The sequence below is a fragment of the Neisseriaceae bacterium CLB008 genome, from assembly GCA_041228285.1.
Taxonomy (GTDB): domain Bacteria; phylum Pseudomonadota; class Gammaproteobacteria; order Burkholderiales; family Neisseriaceae; genus JAGNPU01.
The window spans coordinates 1,381,734-1,399,397 of record CP166133.1 but is presented as its reverse complement, the minus strand read 5'-3'; the positions used below and the strand labels follow the sequence as shown (position 1 = coordinate 1,399,397).

The 17,664-nt window shown below is 48.8% G+C and carries 17 protein-coding genes; 7 read left to right on the top strand and 10 right to left on the bottom strand.

All coding sequences use genetic code 11. The features are described from left to right. Nucleotides 1-4 precede the first annotated feature (4 nt). The 10 genes from AB8Q18_06440 to AB8Q18_06395 all read right to left on the bottom strand — a co-directional run bounded on the left by AB8Q18_06440 (nucleotide 5) and on the right by AB8Q18_06395 (nucleotide 10,004). Nucleotides 5-769 (bottom strand): ABC transporter ATP-binding protein, encoded by a 765-nt coding sequence (locus AB8Q18_06440; GenBank protein ID XDZ52696.1) that lies wholly within the window; start codon nucleotides 767-769, stop codon nucleotides 5-7. Continuing rightward, nucleotides 762-1,781, bottom strand: coding sequence for a FecCD family ABC transporter permease (locus AB8Q18_06435; protein XDZ52695.1), 1,020 nt, complete (start codon nucleotides 1,779-1,781; stop codon nucleotides 762-764). The genes AB8Q18_06440 and AB8Q18_06435 overlap by 8 nt, the downstream gene beginning before the upstream one ends. Before the next feature lies 1 nt (nucleotide 1,782). After that, a complete protein-coding gene (locus AB8Q18_06430; GenBank protein XDZ52694.1) occupies nucleotides 1,783-2,793 on the bottom strand; it encodes an iron ABC transporter substrate-binding protein in 1,011 nt (336 codons plus the stop codon). Nucleotides 2,794-3,006: 213 nt separating this feature from the next. Then, on the bottom strand, nucleotides 3,007-3,336 hold the full coding sequence (locus tag AB8Q18_06425) for a hypothetical protein (protein ID XDZ52693.1): 330 nt from the start codon (nucleotides 3,334-3,336) through the stop codon (nucleotides 3,007-3,009). Nucleotides 3,337-3,348: 12 nt separating this feature from the next. After that, nucleotides 3,349-4,743 carry a TolC family protein gene (locus tag AB8Q18_06420; protein XDZ52692.1) on the bottom strand — a complete coding sequence of 465 codons (1,395 nt, stop codon included), beginning with the start codon at nucleotides 4,741-4,743 and terminating at the stop codon, nucleotides 3,349-3,351. A 20-nt stretch (nucleotides 4,744-4,763) separates the two neighbouring features. Continuing rightward, nucleotides 4,764-6,707, bottom strand: a complete 1,944-nt coding sequence (locus AB8Q18_06415) for a MacB family efflux pump subunit (protein XDZ52691.1) — start codon at nucleotides 6,705-6,707, stop codon at nucleotides 4,764-4,766. A gap of 1 nt (nucleotide 6,708) precedes the next feature. Then, entirely contained in the window at nucleotides 6,709-7,902 is a 1,194-nt protein-coding gene (locus tag AB8Q18_06410; GenBank protein ID XDZ52690.1) for an efflux RND transporter periplasmic adaptor subunit, read from the bottom strand. A 340-nt stretch (nucleotides 7,903-8,242) separates the two neighbouring features. Next, the gene (locus AB8Q18_06405) at nucleotides 8,243-8,647 is read right to left on the bottom strand and encodes a YbaN family protein (protein ID XDZ52689.1); all 405 of its coding nucleotides are present in this window, start codon (nucleotides 8,645-8,647) and stop codon (nucleotides 8,243-8,245) included. Between the two features lie 99 nt (nucleotides 8,648-8,746). Further along, on the bottom strand, nucleotides 8,747-9,322 hold the full coding sequence (locus tag AB8Q18_06400; protein XDZ52688.1) for a biliverdin-producing heme oxygenase: 576 nt from the start codon (nucleotides 9,320-9,322) through the stop codon (nucleotides 8,747-8,749). 232 nt (nucleotides 9,323-9,554) lie between these two features. Next, nucleotides 9,555-10,004, bottom strand: coding sequence for a DUF441 domain-containing protein (locus AB8Q18_06395; GenBank protein XDZ52687.1), 450 nt, complete (start codon nucleotides 10,002-10,004; stop codon nucleotides 9,555-9,557). Between the two features lie 513 nt (nucleotides 10,005-10,517). Here AB8Q18_06395 and AB8Q18_06390 point away from each other — a divergent pair. From AB8Q18_06390 to pseG, 7 genes are read left to right on the top strand one after another with little or no spacing between them, the layout of a single operon-like run. Then, nucleotides 10,518-11,774, top strand: coding sequence for a sugar transferase (locus AB8Q18_06390; protein ID XDZ52686.1), 1,257 nt, complete (start codon nucleotides 10,518-10,520; stop codon nucleotides 11,772-11,774). 17 nt (nucleotides 11,775-11,791) lie between these two features. Further along, nucleotides 11,792-12,802: a UDP-glucose 4-epimerase GalE gene (gene galE / locus AB8Q18_06385; protein ID XDZ52685.1), complete on the top strand. Its 1,011-nt coding sequence runs from the start codon at nucleotides 11,792-11,794 to the stop codon at nucleotides 12,800-12,802. A gap of 32 nt (nucleotides 12,803-12,834) precedes the next feature. Continuing rightward, nucleotides 12,835-13,689 carry a UTP--glucose-1-phosphate uridylyltransferase GalU gene (gene galU, locus AB8Q18_06380; protein ID XDZ52684.1) on the top strand — a complete coding sequence of 285 codons (855 nt, stop codon included), beginning with the start codon at nucleotides 12,835-12,837 and terminating at the stop codon, nucleotides 13,687-13,689. A gap of 33 nt (nucleotides 13,690-13,722) precedes the next feature. Next, a complete protein-coding gene (gene pseB / locus AB8Q18_06375) occupies nucleotides 13,723-14,721 on the top strand; it encodes a UDP-N-acetylglucosamine 4,6-dehydratase (inverting) (GenBank protein XDZ52683.1) in 999 nt (332 codons plus the stop codon). A gap of 1 nt (nucleotide 14,722) precedes the next feature. Further along, nucleotides 14,723-15,883 carry a UDP-4-amino-4,6-dideoxy-N-acetyl-beta-L-altrosamine transaminase gene (pseC, locus tag AB8Q18_06370; protein XDZ52682.1) on the top strand — a complete coding sequence of 387 codons (1,161 nt, stop codon included), beginning with the start codon at nucleotides 14,723-14,725 and terminating at the stop codon, nucleotides 15,881-15,883. Next, entirely contained in the window at nucleotides 15,880-16,581 is a 702-nt protein-coding gene (gene pseF, locus AB8Q18_06365; protein ID XDZ52681.1) for a pseudaminic acid cytidylyltransferase, read from the top strand. The genes pseC and pseF overlap by 4 nt, the downstream gene beginning before the upstream one ends. Further along, complete coding sequence (gene pseG, locus AB8Q18_06360; protein XDZ52680.1) at nucleotides 16,578-17,660, top strand: UDP-2,4-diacetamido-2,4,6-trideoxy-beta-L-altropyranose hydrolase; 1,083 nt, start codon at nucleotides 16,578-16,580, stop codon at nucleotides 17,658-17,660. The genes pseF and pseG overlap by 4 nt, the downstream gene beginning before the upstream one ends. Nucleotides 17,661-17,664 lie beyond the last annotated feature (4 nt).

Sequence of the window (17,664 nt, the reverse complement as noted above, 5' to 3'; positions counted from 1 at the left end):
TCTTTCAAAAAGTCGGCGTTAAAAAGGCTAGATGGTCGCGCATCAACGACTCCTCTAAGCCATATAAGGTAGCCAAATGAGCAGCGCTTAAAGCCGCCTCTTTGGGGCCATTAGCCAATATTTGGCCCTGATGCAACAGCACCACGCGATCGGCTACGCGGTGGGCATGCTCGGGCTGGTGGGTGGTCAATAAAATGGCCAAGCCCTGCGCTTTTAAACGCTCGATCACAGCTAAAACCCGAATTTGATTGCCAAAATCTAAGCTGGCCGTGGGTTCATCCATGATCAACAGCTGTGGCTGCTGCGCCAAGGCACGGGCAATCAGCACCAGCTGGCGCTCACCACCGCTGAGCTGGGGATAGCGCCGCTGCGCCAAATGTTCAATGCCCAGCTGGCGCAAACAATCTAGAGCGATGGCCCTATCCTTAGGCCCAGGCGTGCTGAGCCACGACACATGCGCCGTGCGCCCCATCAACACCATCTCCAGTGCGGTATAGGGAAACAGATCCGACTGTGCCTGTGGCACATAGCCAACCCATTGAGCCAATTGCTTGGCACTGATGGCCGAGAGGCGCTGTTGCCCTAGCCACACGGTTCCCGCCAGCGGCGGCAATAGGCCTAATAAGGTTTTCAAGAGCGTGGTTTTGCCACAGCCGTTGGCGCCTAACAGACAGGTGACTTCACCAGCAGCAACCGTAAAGCTGAGGTTCTGCCCCACGATGTGGCCACGATAGCCGGTCGACAGCGACTCTAATGAAAGCTCAACCATGACGCCCGCCCTTCATCAATAAGCTCAAAAAGAACGGCGCACCCAAAAACGAAGTCAGAATGCCCAACGGCAGCTCTATCGACGCCAGCGTGCGCGCCAAGGTATCGGTTAACACCAAGAACGCCGCGCCCATAAAGAGAGCCGTTGGCAGCAAACGGGTGAAATTGGGCCCAACCCACAACCGGGCAATGTGCGGAATCACGAGGCCAATCCAGCCGATGATGCCGGTGATGGAGACGGCGGCGGCAGTCATCAGCGTGGCCGACAAAATAAACCACAGCCGCGTTTGCACCACGTTAACGCCCAAGGCCGTGGCCTCTTCATCACTCAGGCTGAGAACATTCATGCGCCAACGCAATAAGATCAGCGGCACCAGCCCCAGCAACATAATCGGCACCGTCGTGGCGACATCGGCCAAGGTCACCGCATTTAAGCCACCTAAAAGCCAAAAGGTGATGGACGGCAGCTCGGTATAGGGATCGGCTAAGATTTTCAATAGCGAAATGCCCGCGCCCAATAAAGAGCCAATAGCAATACCGGACAGCGCCATGGCCAAAGTCGAGCCGTGGTGGCGCGCAAATCGCGCCACGGCATAAACCAAGGCTACGGCCACAAGGCCACCGACAAACGCCAACAGCTGCACCCACAGCATAGACAGGCCTAAAAAAATCCCGACCACTGCGCCTAAGCCCGCGCCAGCAGAGACGCCCAAGATATCCGGCGACACCAGCGGATTACGAAACATGCCCTGATAGGCTGTTCCCGCAACGGCCAAAGCCGCCCCTACCGAGACCGCCGCCAAAATACGCGGCAGACGAATCTGCACAATGATGGTTTCTACGGTGGCACTCGCTTCACTGCTCGGACCCGACACGACTAAACTCATCACATAGCCCCATAGCTCGGGCAGGCTGACGGCAAACTGCCCCGAACCAAAGGCCACCACCACCGCAATCAGTAATGCAATCGGCGGCAAAGCCAGACGCGCCTTCATGCCATACACAGCACGCATGCTAAAACGCCCCTTTGGCTAAGTCATGGCCATAAAATAATTTAAAGTAACGCTGGACCTTAGCCTCATAAGCAGGCTGACTGAGGTCGTTCAGCAATGTTTTCTGTAACCACAGCACCCCCAATAAACGATTGATGCTCGGCGGGCCATCGAGCCAGCCATAAGGTAAGGTCGGTACCAGATACGCTCGTTGATTTTTCAGCGCCGGCACGCCCTGCCAAACTTTATGCTTGGCCAAGCTTTGATAAAACTGAGGATCTTGGGTCAACACGACCTCTGGCTGCCACAGCAACACCTGTTCCAGCGACACTCGGGTCAGCATTTTTTGGCCGCCGGCACGCGCCACATTGGTTAAGCCTAGATATTCAATGGCCTCAGAATGAATCGAGCCTGCCAAGCCGGTCTCCAAACCATCGCTGCCCCGGCCAAAATACACCCGTAAGGGCTTGCCCTTGTGCGCCGCAGCGCTTTGGCGAGCGCTGGTTAGAATCTCTTGCGCCATGGTTGCCAGCGCATTGGCCCGTGCCTGCACGCCCAATAGCTGACCCACTTCACGCAGCTGCTGCGGCGCATCGGCCAGACGGCCATCCACCAAAACATAGGGAATCTTGGTTTGGGCCGCCAAGCGCTGCGCCTGAGAACGGTAGGAGGCCGTGACATTGCCTACATCAATGATGACGTCAGGCTTCAGCGCAATCAGCTTTTCTATGGGTAAAGTGCTGCCACGCCCAGACAAACGCCCTAGCGTAGGCAATTTCGCTACGCTAGGCGTAAAATAAGCACGTCGTTTAGGATCATTATTGGCTGAGGCCAAGCCCAACAGCTTTTCAGGCGCCAGGCTCAACAGCAATACGTCAGCTGGCCCCCCTGCACTGATCACCCGGGTAATCGGTTTATTGGTCGGCAAGGTGCCGTAAACATAGAGTAACTGCTGGGTAGCGGCCCCACTCAATGGCAACCACAGGCTTAAGGCCAGCCCTATCAGAGCGTGTAAAAAGAGACGACGTTGCATGCGCGGTTTCCTCGACGAACCATTAAAAAAGCCACCGTATGCGGGCCCTGTAGGCCGACGCAGCCGGTAGCGCCTTATCATGTGTTCTGGTCAGATGATGAATGAAGGCATCTTAAAGAGGTTCCGCGGTGATGAACATACGCCAGATGGCGTAGAACACGCATGAAAAAACCGCCTCAAGGGCGGTTGATGGGAAGCAGATAGCCGTAGCGGCTAACCTAAACTAAGCGGTGGTTCGATGGCTGCGAGCCGCGGCGCCCATAAAGTTGACTGAGCCGGCGTGACTACGCTCAAGCCGGCTGTTCCTGGGCCAGCCAAGGCATGGTGCAACCGCACCAGCTCGGCCAAAACCTTTGGCCGATAAACGTCCACCGACCACAGCGTGGGATAATCAAACCCTATTTCCAAGAACGGCGTTTTGCGTTCATGATAAAAACGCACTTTGACCACTTGATCGTAGGCAATGATGCTGTACACCAAAGCCACATCGTCCACCACCAAGCGCCTATTTTTAACCTGTCGAAATTTACGCACGCCGCTCATGACCTTCCCTTTTTAATCGGCGGTGGCATAACGCCCAGCCATGGCCTTATAAATCGTATTGGCCTGTTTAATGAGCTGATAGCGATTATTCAGCACCGCCAGTTCAGAGCTGTTTTGGGTATTAATCGCCCCTAGCCAATCTTTAAACTCATTCTTGCCCAAGTCATAGCGAATTTTATAATAACGCGTGCTCTCTTGATCTAGGGCCAGCTTGGCCACGGTATTTTGGCTGATCTGCTGCGCATTGCGGTAGGCGTTGTAGGCCACATCGACTTCATTTAAAGCCGTCACCAAACTTTGGCTAAAGCTAAGCTGAGCCTGTTCTCGCTCGGCCTCTGAAATTTTGATGTTCCAGCGGATTTTATGCCAGTTCAAAAACGGCAGATTCAGGGTGACCCCCAAAGTCCCTACCGGCACGTTAAACGCCGAACGAAACTGATCGGAAGAAGCATTAATCGCCCCGCTCAAAGAAATGCTGGGATACCAGCTTTTTTCCGTCGCGCTTAGTTGACTACTCGCCTGCTCTAGGCGATACACTGCGGCACGCAAATCGGGGCGATTCGCCAACACCTGTAAAGGTACGTTTAAATCCACCTGAGGAATCAAGACGCTGGCAAAATCACGGTATTGAATCGGCAGCGCCGCCGTTGGGCCAAGGTTGAGCAAATCGCGCAAGCCTTGCTCTGCAGTTTTACGCTGGGTATTGAGGTCCAGCAAGCTGTTTTGGGTGCTTAAAACGGTTTGGCCAGCTTGCACATAGGCGATTTTATCGATTTTACCGGCAGCATACTTCACTTGATTCAGCTGCTGAATCTTCTGATGCTGCTTTAGATTGTCTTCACTCAAGCGAATCGCCGCCTGCAAATAATGTAGATGATAATAAGCATCCACCACATTATTCACTAAAGCAAGCTGGGTGGCCTCTTTATCCGCCACCGTAGCTTGATAGGCCCACTGCTGCGCATTGGCACTGTCGCTCAAACGACGCCACAAGTCTACTTCATAGCTGATGCCCACATTACCGCCAAAGGTACGGGTGGACGCATCGCCGGTTTTAAGCTGATCTCGCACCGAGGCGTTGGCGCCGGCAGAATAGCTGGGCACCAGTTCGGCGCCCACTAATCTCGCCTGATACAGCGCCTTATTGACGTTGATGGCGCTCTTGGCCAAGTCAATGTTCTGCGCCAGCGCCATCTCCACTAAAGCATCCAGCTGTGGGTCTTGATACACACGCCACCATTGCTCATTAGGCGCATAGCGGCCAAGATCTAACTGCTCATAGTGTAAAGCTTGAGTCAGCGTGGTGTTGTTCTGGGGCTGAATGCTGGCACAGCCGCCCAAGAGGGCTAAGGCCAACAAAGAGGCGCCAAGCGTGGTTAAACGCGTATTGTGCAATCTAGGCTTCATCACCAAATACTTTCTATAGGTTAATCACGCGACAAGGCGTCAATCGGGTTCAACTTCGAAGCGTTACGCGCAGGCATAAAGCCAAACAACACCCCAATTAAGGTCGAGCAAAATAAGGCCAACACAATAGACCAGCCAGAGAATGACATCGGGAAATTGGCTGAAAACGTATTGAACAACCAGGCAATCACATACGACAGCAACACCCCTACCGCGCCACCAATCAGGCAGATCAAAATCGCCTCGATCAAAAATTGCTGCAGAATATTGTACTGCCGTGCCCCAATGGCCATGCGCACGCCAATTTCTTTGGTGCGCTCAGTCACCGACACCAGCATGATGTTCATCACCCCGATGCCCCCGACCACCAAAGAGATCAAGGCGATGCTGGAAATCAATAAGGTCATGGTTTCTGAAGTGCTTTCAATCGTTTGCTTGATGCTATCGGTGTTCATGGTAAAGAAGTCTTCTTGACCGCCATGCATGATGGTTAAGAGCTGGGTCAAGTTTTTCTCCGCCACCTGCGAGCTAACCTGATCATTCACTTTCACAATGATGCCGCTGATGTTTTTTTGGCCGGTGATTTTATTCATCACCGTCGAATACGGCGCTAATAAGCTTAAATTGCTGCTGCCGCCAGAAAAAGCATCTTGCTTAGCGGTCACGCCTACAATTTCCAGCGGTTTTTTATCAAAAATAATGACCTTACCCAAAGGGTTGACCCCATCGGGAAACAGCTTTTCTTGCGTCAGGCTATCAATCACCACCACCGAAGCATTTTGGCGTATGTCGTCAAGATTCAGCATACGGCCTTGCTCGATTTTCAAGCCCCGCACGTCAAAATACTGCGCCCCTACGCCGCTGAGCTGTGCAGTGGCAGAAATATTTTGATACACAACGGTACCGTTCGCCGACGTCGTGGGCGTTGAGCTATCCAAGTAGCTTTGCTGCGCCAAGACGTTAGAGTCGGCCACCGTCAATGTTTTCACTCGACCGGAGTGCCGATCGCCAAAACCACGGCCAGGATAAATATTGATGGTATTGGTGCCAAGAGAATTGATGTTCTGCATGATTTGCTCTTGCGAGCCTCGGCCCAAAGCCACCACCGACACCACGGAGGCAATGCCGATGATGATGCCCAGCATCGTCAATAAGGAGCGCAGCTTATGGGCCACAATGGCCTGAATCGACATTTTAAAAGACTCTAAAAACTGGTCTTTATAGAACAGCAGGCTATTACGCGACCCCACCGTGCTTTGCTTGGTATTGGTGTATTGTTCGTTCTTCTTACGCTCATCGGCAATGATCACGCCGTCTTTAATCTCAATGACACGGTTGGCGTAATTGGCAATGCGTGGATCGTGCGTCACCAGAATAATGCTGTGGCCTTGCTGGTGTAGGTCGGTCAAAATATCCAAAACCATGTCGCCACTGTGCGAGTCCAAAGCACCGGTTGGCTCGTCGGCTAGGATCACCTCCCCGCCATTCATCAATGCCCGCGCGATGCTGACCCGCTGTTGCTGGCCGCCCGACAACTCATTGGGCTTATTGCCCAACTTGTCGCCCAAGCCCAGATCCGTCAGCAGCTGCTTGGCCCGTTCGGTGCGCTCATGCAGCAGCGCACCAGAATACACCGCCGGCAACGCCACATTGTCGAGGGCGCTAAGGCTGCTCAATAAGTTGTAGCGTTGAAAAATAAAGCCAAACTTTTTACTGCGTAGCGCCGCCAGCTCATTCGGATCGCGATTGAGGGTTTCTTGGCCATCAATCTTGTATGAGCCCGACGTTGGCGTGTCTAGACACCCAAGCGTATTCATTAAGGTCGACTTGCCCGAGCCAGACTGGCCTATGATGGCCACGAAGTCGCCTTTTTGAATGCTTAAATCAATGTCTTTTAATATGTGTACTCGGTTGTCACCCTCACCGAAATACTTATTCAGGCCTTTGATTTCAATAATGTTCATATTAAATTCTCATGCCGCGGCCACCGCCACTACCACGAGGCGTCATGCTGTTGGCGCCTTTTTCACCGGCCGCCATTTGTGACGCCACCACTTTGTCACCCTCTTTTAAGCCACTGATGATCTGCGTATTCATATTGTCTGACAAGCCGGTTTTCACTTCACGTTCAGTGACTTGGTTGTCTGCACCTAAAACGCTGACCATAGACTTGCCGCGCTGTTTGCGGATCACAATCGATGGCACGATCAATACTTTTTGCTCGCTGGCCACTTCAATGACGTTTTGAGTGGTCATGCCAATGCTGAGCTTACGGTCTTCGTTCGGCACCAATAGTTTGCCATAATAGTAAACGGCAGCATCTGAAGTACTGCTGTCGCTGTATTTGCCGTCACTCAAGGTGGTGTAGCCTGGGTCAATCGACGCAAGATCAGTGTGGAACACTTCGTCGGGTTCAGACAAAATGGTGTAGCTCACTTTCATGCCTGGCTTAACCTTGGTCACGTCGCCTTCGGCAATTTGCAGCTTGATTTCCATTTTGCTTAAGTCGGCCAACTGTACGATGTTGGGCGTGGTTTGATTGGCGTTGACCGTTTGGCCTTCTTCCACAATCACGGCCACAACGGTGCCGTCAAACGGCGCCACGATACGGGTATAGCCCAAATTGGTTTCCGACGTATTCACCGCAATTTGCATCTGCTTGATTAACGAGCGTACTTCAGCCACCCGAGCCTTAGCACTGGCAAGCGTGGTGTTGGCGTTTTCTAGGCTTTCACGACTGGTGGCATCATTGGCCATCAGCTTGACCTCGCGCTGTTGCTGAATCGTGGCTGCATCTAGGGCAATCTGTGCCGACACCAGCTGCGCCTGATAGGTTTCTAATTTAGCTTTGTCATTGGCCAAATTATTGCGCTGAGTCGTGGAATCAATTTCAGCAATCAAATCCCCCTTCTTGATCTCCTGGCCCAGCACCACATGCAGCTTCTGCACCTGACCAGAGGCCTGTGCGCCCACGCTCACTAATTGAGCGGGCGCCACTTCCCCCGTGGCGTTTACGGTGCGGCTGATGTTACCGATACGGGCGGTCTCAGTAAGGTAGTTCACCTGATTTTCTGACTTCAAGAACAGGGCGTAGACGCCATAGGCCAGCGCCGCCACGATAAGGATGGCCACCACCCATTTTATTTTGATTTTTTTCATGCGTTCGTTAATCCAAGCTGATGACACTCAAAAAGTGGGCCCATACTTAATGAACCCACCCATTTAAAAACAACCAAAGCAATGGTCTAACTCCCCAGGCTTCAACTTAATCACTTGCTGACAGCATTACACCATAACCATGTAACAAAGCGATATCAAAAACCCACTATTTTGTCACAACATGCGACAAAGTTACTTTCTGATACATTTTGTTACAAAAAAGCCCAATAAATCCGCTAGACGGGCCCACAATCACAAAAACCATCTAAGCCTGCCCTGCACTTAAATGGTTTTATTGTAAATAGGTTCATTTTGCTAAATCACCTATGGCCTTTATCGCTCAAGCATTAGGCAACCGCCCCATCCACACGCCCACCGCCAAGCAAACCGCCGAGACGCTGCCTGCCAACCAAGGCCATTCAGGAAACCGCCACCACACAATGAGACAAGAAATCGTCATCATGCTCCAAGCCAACCATTTAGCCTTTTTCGGCACCGCACGATGATGCTCCCAGTTTTTCACCATAGGGCCAAACGTCTTATGACGGTGCAGCCAAGCATGAAACCGCGGTGAACTGCGTGACCAGCACGCTGCCGTCAACAGAATGAACGGCGTCGTTGGCAATATCGGCAAAAAGATGCCTAAAATACCCAAAAACAGCGACACAGCACCGGCGCTTAGCAATAGCCAACGCAGGGTTGGCGAGATATGGTTTAATTTCGGACTTAATTCATTTTTCAACATAGTTTGACCTAACGTCCACGTACAAGGCCCAGCATACAGGATGACTGGGCCTTGTGGCAGCGATTTCAGTGACAGGCTACGCCGCCCATTACAGGCTCATCATGCCGTGGCGGCATCAGCCTCAAATACAGTACGAATCACTTGCTTGTAATAAGCAAATGCTTCTTTGGCGCCCTCTACAGCTTCGGCGGCTTCAGCTTCACTCAAAGGCAAAGCGTTGAGCTGAGCACAAAATTGGCGCCAGTGTGGCGCACGGCCATCGGCATGACCCACAAGGTGGCTGGCACCATTGTGTTCATCAATGCTGATTTTCTTGGCTTCTTTAAACAAAATAGCCGCACCCAAATTAGATCCCTCTGCACAGTACAACCAGCCCAAAGCGCGAGGGAACGTAGGGGCAGGCAAAGCTTCAGCCATGGTCACTTCTTCGCTCTCTAAAGCGTTTAGGTCTACCAAAACCGCTTCATAGCGAGCTAAGGCCAACAATTCTGGGATGTGCTGATTCAGCTGGGCATCGCGATACACCGGCTCCAGAATCTTATGGAATACGGCCTGAGCCTGTAAAAATTTAGCGTAGTTTTCTTTTTTATCAAAAGGCTTAACCGACATCACTAAATTATCGACGCTGTCATGATTGGTGCGCGTTTGCTCGCGTAGGCGTTCTGTGGTGTTCATGCTGCTTTTTCCTATTGGCTGTCTGTGGGCGACCAGCACACACGATGCCGATCAAATATCAATACGAATGATAGTAATTCCTATTTAAAGGCTAGTCAATCATAAATTATCGTACTGGGCCAATCTGGTTGTTTTGTTTGTTTAAATAAATCTCTGAGCACACGCCACATCCAACCATCGCCCACAAGGCCTTAAGCCATCAGTATTTCATAGTCATCAACGCGCTCATGCATCAGCCCTTACCAATGATTAGGGACAGCATACCCGCCGCGATCAAAGGCCCAACCGGTACGCCACGAAACAGCGCCACCCCAAGCACCGTCCCTACCAATAAACCAGCAACGGTGGAAGGCTGGTTGCTCATCAAACTGACGCCACGCCCGCCCAGCCACGACACCATCACACCAATCACGATGGCCAAAATCGACTGCCACTGAAAAAACGAGCCGATGATTTCTTGCGCCGTTATTTTACCGCTTGCCAATGGCGCCAACACCCCAATCGTTAAGACCACAATGCCAATGGTGAGGCCATGCTTCTCCACCCAAGGAAAAAACGTCGCCAACGGCGTGATGCGAATGACCAACAGCACCAAAATTGCCAAAGTAACCGTCATGTTTTGGCTGATGATGCCTAAGCCAGCCAAAACCAATAAAATTAACAGGGTGGAATCGAATACCATCTTAAAACCTTAAAAAATGATCAGAAAATAAAAACGGCACACAGTGCCCTTTTGCTATGGTACACCCAAATAGATGCACAAATGACCTCTTTTATGGCCCCACATGCCCATACTCTTGCTTATTTATAAATAAACTTTACCTTTTAAAGTATGAATACTTTATTATAGGACATTGACTCAAATCAAAGCGCCCTTCATGACAGCGGCGAGACCATGATCATATTTTTCTGATTAATAATAATAGATGACAGACGTACGAGTTTTTCAACCAAACATCTTAAAGACAATAAACCTAATAGAACCAATGACTCAGCACAAAATGCAACGAGACATTTAAACGATTGTTCCTCAATGACGAAGATTAATGGCAGATTAAAGCGCAGTAGCCGTGATTTAGACTGCCTAAAGCCCCGAAATTTTGTTAAAATGCGTTTGTTTTATCAAGCAGTATTACCTATTGTTGATGAACACGTACATAAAAACAGTAACTTTATTATTGAAGCCTAAATAAACGTGCATAACCATACCTACCACCATACCGAATCCATCCTCACTACCCTACTGATTTTTGGTGTGGGGCTATTACTGACCACTGTGGTTCCTAGCTATTTGATTTGGGGGGCCAACATCCCCACCACGTCTTATGTATTTACTCATAATGCGACGTTGATTGGCACCACTTTTACCCTAGTGTTTGTCTCGCTGCGCCAGCTTAGCCGCTATCCGGGCTCACAGGCTACGGCCTACACCATACCAACGGTGACGTTTTGGTATGCTGGCCTCTTTGCCTACTTACTCTTCACCCGTACCTATTATTCGATTTACTTCATCACCTACAGCTTCGCCGTAACGATTCTGTATTGTTTTGCCAGTTATTTCTTAATAACGCGCATCAAAAAAACCATCATTGCCTATCCAGGCTACGGCAAAACAGCTTCGCTAAAGGAAATCCCAGGCGTTCGCTGGGTGGAGTTCAAGCGCCCGCGCCTGCCCAATATTCACATTGATGGGATTGCAGCCGACTTAAACACCAAGGCCGCGCCTGAGTGGCAGCATTTTTACGCCACTTGCGCCCTTAATCGCATTCCCGTCTTCAACCACAAGCAGCTGCGCGAATCATTAACGGGTCGCGTCAAAATCGAACACCTCTACGAAAACCAATTGGGCGCCGTCATGCCGTCCATCCCCTACCAACTCCTTAAGCGTTTACTGGATACGGCCATGGTCTTAGTGAGCTTTCCCATCGTTCTGCCCATCATGTTGCTCACGGCCATCATCATTAAATTAGAAAGCCCTGGCCCCATCATGTTTATCCAAAAACGCGTGGGTCAAGGCAATAAAGTTTTTAAGATTTATAAATTTCGCAGCATGTGTCAGGATTCAGAAAAGTCTGGCGCCCAGTTTGCCAGCAGCAACGACTTTCGCGTCACCCGCGTGGGTAAATTTATTCGTAAAACCCGTATTGACGAACTGCCGCAGTTTTTCAACGTCCTTAAAGGGGACATGAGCCTGATCGGCCCACGGCCAGAGCAAAAAGTTTTTGTTGATCAATTTACCCAGGAAATCCCCTTTTACGCCTATCGCCACATGGTGAAACCCGGTATTTCTGGCTGGGCCCAAGTGATGCACGGCTACGCAGCGGATGCAGACGAAACCCAAGTCAAAATCGAGCACGATTTTTACTACATTAAATATTTCTCTTTGTGGTTAGATATTTTGATTATTTTCAAAACCATTAAGACCATGCTTTCAGGCTTTGGCGCCCGTTAACAGGATATAGGACAGACATGAGCATTTTAATTACCGGTGGCGCAGGCTATATTGGCTCCCACACCATTATCGAGCTATTGCAACAAGGCCATGACCTAGTCGCCTTAGACAACCTCAGTAACGCTGATCAAGCCGTGTTTGAGCGCATCACCACCATCACAGGTAAAACCGTGCCTTTTTACGAGGGTGACATCCGTGATCGCGCCTTGTTACAAACCATTTTTCAGCAACACCAAATCAGCGCCGTGATTCATTTTGCTGGCTTAAAAGCAGTCGGTGAAAGCGTCCAAAAGCCGATTAAGTATTACGACAACAACGTGAATGGCAGCCTAGTGTTGGCCGAAGAAATGGCCAAGGCTGGGGTTTATCAATTAATCTTCAGCTCTTCAGCCACCGTATACGGCAACCCCACCAGCGTGCCCATCAGTGAATCGGCCACAGTGGGCGGCACCACCAATCCATACGGCACTTCTAAACTCATGGTTGAGCAAATGCTGCGCGACATTGCCAAAGCAGATCCTAAATGGTCGATCACGCTACTGCGTTACTTTAATCCAGTCGGCGCCCATGAAAGCGGCCTCATTGGAGAAAACCCCAACGGCATCCCCAATAATCTATTGCCTTACATCACCCAGGTAGCCGTCGGCAAACTGGATGAATTGGCCATTTTTGGCGACGACTACCCCACGCCAGACGGCACCGGCGTGCGCGACTACATTCATGTCTGCGACTTGGCCAACGGCCACCTTAAGGCGCTCGAAGCTCATAAACATGACCAAGGTGTTTTTATTTACAATCTGGGTACTGGCCAAGGCTATTCCGTCTTGGACATTGTTAAAGCGTTTGAAGCCGCTACCGGCGAACGCGTCCCGTATAAAATTGCCCCCCAACGCACCGGCGACATCGCCAGCTGCTATGCCGACGCCAGCCTCGCCCAACAAAAATTAGGTTGGCATTGCCGCCGTGATCTGCTAGCCATGATGCAAGACGCTTGGCGCTGGCAAAAAAGCAATCCTAATGGTTATTAATTAAGCCATTTCAAATACTAGGAACCTAAACAATGACCAAAAAAATCACCAAAGTCGTTTTCCCCGTGGCCGGCATGGGCACACGCTTTTTGCCCGCCACCAAGGCCAGCCCCAAAGAGATGCTACCGATTGTCGACAAGCCTTTGATTCAGTATGCTGTTGAAGAGGCTGTTGAAGCTGGCTGTACCGAAATGGTGTTCATCACTGGGCGTAATAAACGCAGCATTGAAGATCATTTCGACAAGGCCTACGAGTTAGAAACCGAATTGGCCTATAAAAACAAAACGGCACTATTAGAACACGTTCAAAATATTCTACCCAGCAATGTCAGCTGTTTATTTATCCGCCAAGCAGAGGCCTTGGGCCTTGGCCACGCCGTTGCCTGCGCCAAACCCGCGGTAGGCAATGAGCCTTTTGCCGTGATTCTAGCCGACGATTTAATCGATGCGCCTAAAGGCGCCCTGTCACAAATGGTGGCCCAATATGAAGCCACGGGTGCCAGTATTTTGGCAGTCGAACCGGTGCACCCGAGTGAGACAGGCTCTTATGGCATTGTTGAGCTGGATGCGCAAGATCAAATCACCAGCATCGTTGAAAAACCACACCCCGATGTCGCACCGTCAAATTTAGCCGTTGTGGGCCGCTACATTTTAACGCCCACTATTTTTGAGCTCCTAGCCACTACCCAGCGCGGCGCCGGCGGCGAGATTCAATTAACCGACGCCATTGCCCAACTGTTGAAGCACGAACCTGTTCTCGCTAACCGATTTGAAGGCATTCGCTACGATTGCGGCAGTAAATTAGGCTATCTTAAAGCCACTGTTGAATTTGCTCTAAAACATCCGGAAGTAAAAGATCAATTTAAAAATTACTTAGAAACAATTTAAAACATTATTTTAATTTAATTAGGTATATTCATTATGTTTACTAATAAAACCATACTTATTACAGGCGGCACAGGCTCATTCGGAAACACATTTGTCCCCATGACTCTGGCGAAATACAACCCCAAAAAAATCATTATTTTTTCGCGTGATGAAATGAAACAGTGGGATATGGCGAAGAAATTTCAAAACGACAACCGTGTTCGTTTTTTCATTGGCGATGTACGGGATAAGGAGCGCCTATATCGTGCGCTCGATGGTGTTGACTACGTTGTCCATGCAGCGGCAACTAAAATTGTACCTACTGCTGAATACAACCCTTTTGAATGTGTCAAAACAAATGTTAATGGTGCGATGAATCTAATTGATGCCTGTATCGATAAAGGCGTTAAACGTGTTGTCGCACTCTCTACCGACAAAGCAAGCAGCCCCATTAATCTATATGGAGCAACAAAGTTGGCTTCAGATAAATTATTTGTTGCTGGTAACGCCTACTCTGGTGAACACGGCACAGAGTTTTCAGTAGTACGCTATGGCAATGTAATGGGTTCTCGTGGATCAGTCATTCCTTTCTTTATGTCGATTAAAGATCAAGGCACACTACCTATTACAGACCCACGTATGACGCGCTTTATGATTTCCCTTGAACAAGGGGTTGAGCTAGTATGGCATGCATTTGAAGATATGGTTGGTGGCGAAATTTATGTTAAAAAAATTCCGTCGATGAAGGTAACAGACTTAGCGAATGTCGTAGCACCGGCAGCAAAGCAAGAAGTCATTGGTATTCGCCCAGGCGAAAAACTTCATGAGCAAATGATTAGCGCAGAGGATTCTCACTATACATATGAATATCCAGAGCACTTCAAAATTTTACCTGTAATCAACGACTGGGCAACGTCTCCTGAGCGCATTAAAGACGGCCAAAAAGTGCCAGAGAATTTTGTTTATTCAAGTGACAATAATACCGAATGGATGAGTCAAGATGATCTTGCCGAGTGGATTAACTTAAACCGTCAAAAAATTGGAAATATTTAATATGATTCCTTATGGTCGCCAAGAAATTACGCAAGCAGATATTGATGCCGTTGTGGCCGTTTTGAAATCTGACTTTTTAACTCAAGGCCCTAAAGTCCCCGCTTTTGAAGAAGCCATAGCAAAATACTGCGACGTTAAACATGCACTAGCCGTAAACAGTGCTACATCGGCATTGCATATTGCCTGCATGGCACTAGGTTTAAAGCAGGGTGATTGGCTATGGACCACACCAGTTACATTTGTTGCATCCGCTAACTGTGGCTTATATTGTGGTGCACAAGTAGACTTTGTGGACATTGATCCAAGCACTTACAACCTCTGCCCCAAAAAATTGTCAGATAAGCTGGTCTTGGCTAAAAAGCAAAATCGCTTACCTAAAGTCATCGTAGCTGTACACCTCTGTGGCCAACCCTGCGATATGGCGGCCATTCATGCACTTTCACAAGAGTATGGTTTTAAGATTATTGAGGATGCCTCCCATGCTATTGGAGGCAAATATAAAAACCAACCTATTGGACAATGCCAATATAGTGACATCACGGTTTTTAGTTTCCATCCCGTAAAAATCATTACCTCAGCAGAAGGTGGCATGTGCGTTACTAATAATCTTAAACTAGCAGACAAAATGGCTTTGGCGCGCAGCCATGGCATCACTCGTGACAACAGCCTGATGACGCACACACCTGACGGTGACTGGTATTACCAACAAGTAGACATTGGTTACAACTATCGCATGACCGAATTGCAAGCAGCACTTGGCCTTAGCCAAATGGATCGCTTAGATGAGTACATTTCAACCCGACATAACATTGCCAAATATTATGACGAAAAACTAAAACCCCTACCAGTCATTACGCCATGGCAACATGAGGACGGCTACTCAGGCCTTCACCTATACGTTATCAAACTTAAATTAAATGAAATTGCCTTGTCGCGCAAAGAGGTATTTGATGCTTTGCGTTCGGCTAATATCATGGTTAATGTACACTATATTCCTGTGCATACTCAGCCTTACTATGCTCAAATGGGCTTTAAACCAACTGACTTCCCAAATTCTTTGGCATATTATGAAGCGGCAATTAGCCTCCCGATGTACCCAACACTGACGCATGAGAACCTAGATTTTATTATTAAAACGCTACACGATATTATCATGCCATGAACATAGCCATCATTCCTGCCCGGGGTGGCAGCAAACGTATTCCCCATAAAAACATCAAGATTTTCCATGGGAAACCAATGATTGCTTGGTCAATTCAAGCCGCTTTAGAAAGCGGCTGCTTTGACCAAGTCATCGTCTCAACTGATGATCCAGAAATTACAGCTATTGCTCAAGCATATGGTGCTTTGACTCCTTTCGTGCGACCAGCAGAGTTGGCTGATGATTATGCGACAACCGCAGACGTGATGGCTCATGCAGTAGAATGGCTCACAGAATATGGCATTCAAGCCAAGCATATTTGCTGCTTATATGCTACTGCGCCTTTTGTTCAGTCGAATGATTTAATACAGGGTCTCTTACGCCTAGAAGAAAGTGGTGCAAATTATGCTTTTAGTGCAGCCAGTTTTTCTTTCCCGATACAGCGGGCCATAACTTTAATGCCAGATGCACGTGTAAAGATGCTGTTTCCTGAACACATGAACACACGCTCACAAGATTTAGTTGAGGCATATCACGACGCTGGTCAATTTTACTGGGGAACAGCATATGCTTGGCAAGCCAAGTTGCCAATTTTCTCTGCCCAATCATGTGCACTTGTCTTACCACGGCATAGGGTGCAAGACATAGATACTCCTGAGGATTGGATCATGGCAGAGCACTTATTTGACACATTACAACGACTGCAGGCATTATCATGATGATTTGCTTTCGTGCTGATGCCTCTTTGGAGATTGGTACTGGGCACGTCATGCGGTGCCTGACACTAGCCCAGCTACTTCAGACTCAAGGCCACTCCTGTATATTTCTATGCAAAAGACACGAAGGACATCTTGTTGAACACATTGAAAGCCTAGATTTTCATGTGGAGATAATTGAAACACCACCCAGACTACAGCAGCAATTTTCTTTAACTCATGCCAGCTGGCTCGGTAGTACACAAGAAGAAGATGCAAAGGCTTGCGCTTCTATTTTAGAGCGTTTAAAACCTCATTGGCTTGTGGTTGATCACTATGCTTTAGATATTCTCTGGGAACAAACACTGGCACCTTATTATCAAAAACTTTTAGTTATTGATGACCTAGCAGATCGTAAACATTTGGCTAATTTGTTACTTGATCAGAACTATGGTCGAAACCCTAACGACTACCACAACCTCGTTCCACCTGAATGCACTATCCTCACAGGACCGACTTATGCATTATTACGGCCTGAATTTGCTCAATTAAGACCCTATAGCTTAGCTAGACGTGAACAAGGCCACTGCCATAATCTACTATTAAACTTAGGCGGCGTGGATCAAAATAACATCTCTGAAAAATTATTAAACGCCTTAACTTTATGCAACTTCCCAAAAAACTTCAACATAACCGTTGTATTGGGTCCTAAATCGCCATGGCAAAAAGAAGTAAAAAATCAGGCCTGCAAAATGCCTTGGCCGACACAGGTTCTTGTTGGAACCAATCAAATGGCACAACTTATGGCCGATCATGATTTAGCCATCGGGGCTGCTGGCAGTACTACATGGGAGCGTTGTTGTTTAGGCTTACCAACAATCATGATTGTGATTGCAGCCAACCAACAATTAAGCGCACAAGCCCTCTCAGCTGCAGGCATCTCGTACGTATTAAACTCTCTAAATCAACTCGACGTAGATTTACCCAGTCTCATGCAGAGTATAGATCCTATCGCTCTACAGCAAATGGTACAAAAGTCGAGTACAATCACGATGGGTACTGGTGCAAACCAAATTTGTCAAATAATGGCCTTGATACATTAAATAA

Coding starts and splice junctions, on each gene's coding strand:
- AB8Q18_06395 (XDZ52687.1), bottom strand. CDS start 10,004: ATGGTATTCGATTCCACCCTGTTAATTTTATTGGTTTTGGCTGGCTTA.
- AB8Q18_06405 (XDZ52689.1), bottom strand. CDS start 8,647: ATGTTGAAAAATGAATTAAGTCCGAAATTAAACCATATCTCGCCAACC.
- AB8Q18_06410 (XDZ52690.1), bottom strand. CDS start 7,902: ATGAAAAAAATCAAAATAAAATGGGTGGTGGCCATCCTTATCGTGGCG.
- pseG (XDZ52680.1), top strand. CDS start 16,578: ATGATGATTTGCTTTCGTGCTGATGCCTCTTTGGAGATTGGTACTGGG.
- AB8Q18_06420 (XDZ52692.1), bottom strand. CDS start 4,743: ATGAAGCCTAGATTGCACAATACGCGTTTAACCACGCTTGGCGCCTCT.
- AB8Q18_06400 (XDZ52688.1), bottom strand. CDS start 9,322: ATGAACACCACAGAACGCCTACGCGAGCAAACGCGCACCAATCATGAC.
- AB8Q18_06435 (XDZ52695.1), bottom strand. CDS start 1,781: ATGCGTGCTGTGTATGGCATGAAGGCGCGTCTGGCTTTGCCGCCGATT.
- AB8Q18_06430 (XDZ52694.1), bottom strand. CDS start 2,793: ATGCAACGTCGTCTCTTTTTACACGCTCTGATAGGGCTGGCCTTAAGC.
- AB8Q18_06440 (XDZ52696.1), bottom strand. CDS start 769: ATGGTTGAGCTTTCATTAGAGTCGCTGTCGACCGGCTATCGTGGCCAC.
- AB8Q18_06425 (XDZ52693.1), bottom strand. CDS start 3,336: ATGAGCGGCGTGCGTAAATTTCGACAGGTTAAAAATAGGCGCTTGGTG.
- pseB (XDZ52683.1), top strand. CDS start 13,723: ATGTTTACTAATAAAACCATACTTATTACAGGCGGCACAGGCTCATTC.
- pseF (XDZ52681.1), top strand. CDS start 15,880: ATGAACATAGCCATCATTCCTGCCCGGGGTGGCAGCAAACGTATTCCC.
- pseC (XDZ52682.1), top strand. CDS start 14,723: ATGATTCCTTATGGTCGCCAAGAAATTACGCAAGCAGATATTGATGCC.
- AB8Q18_06415 (XDZ52691.1), bottom strand. CDS start 6,707: ATGAACATTATTGAAATCAAAGGCCTGAATAAGTATTTCGGTGAGGGT.
- galE (XDZ52685.1), top strand. CDS start 11,792: ATGAGCATTTTAATTACCGGTGGCGCAGGCTATATTGGCTCCCACACC.
- galU (XDZ52684.1), top strand. CDS start 12,835: ATGACCAAAAAAATCACCAAAGTCGTTTTCCCCGTGGCCGGCATGGGC.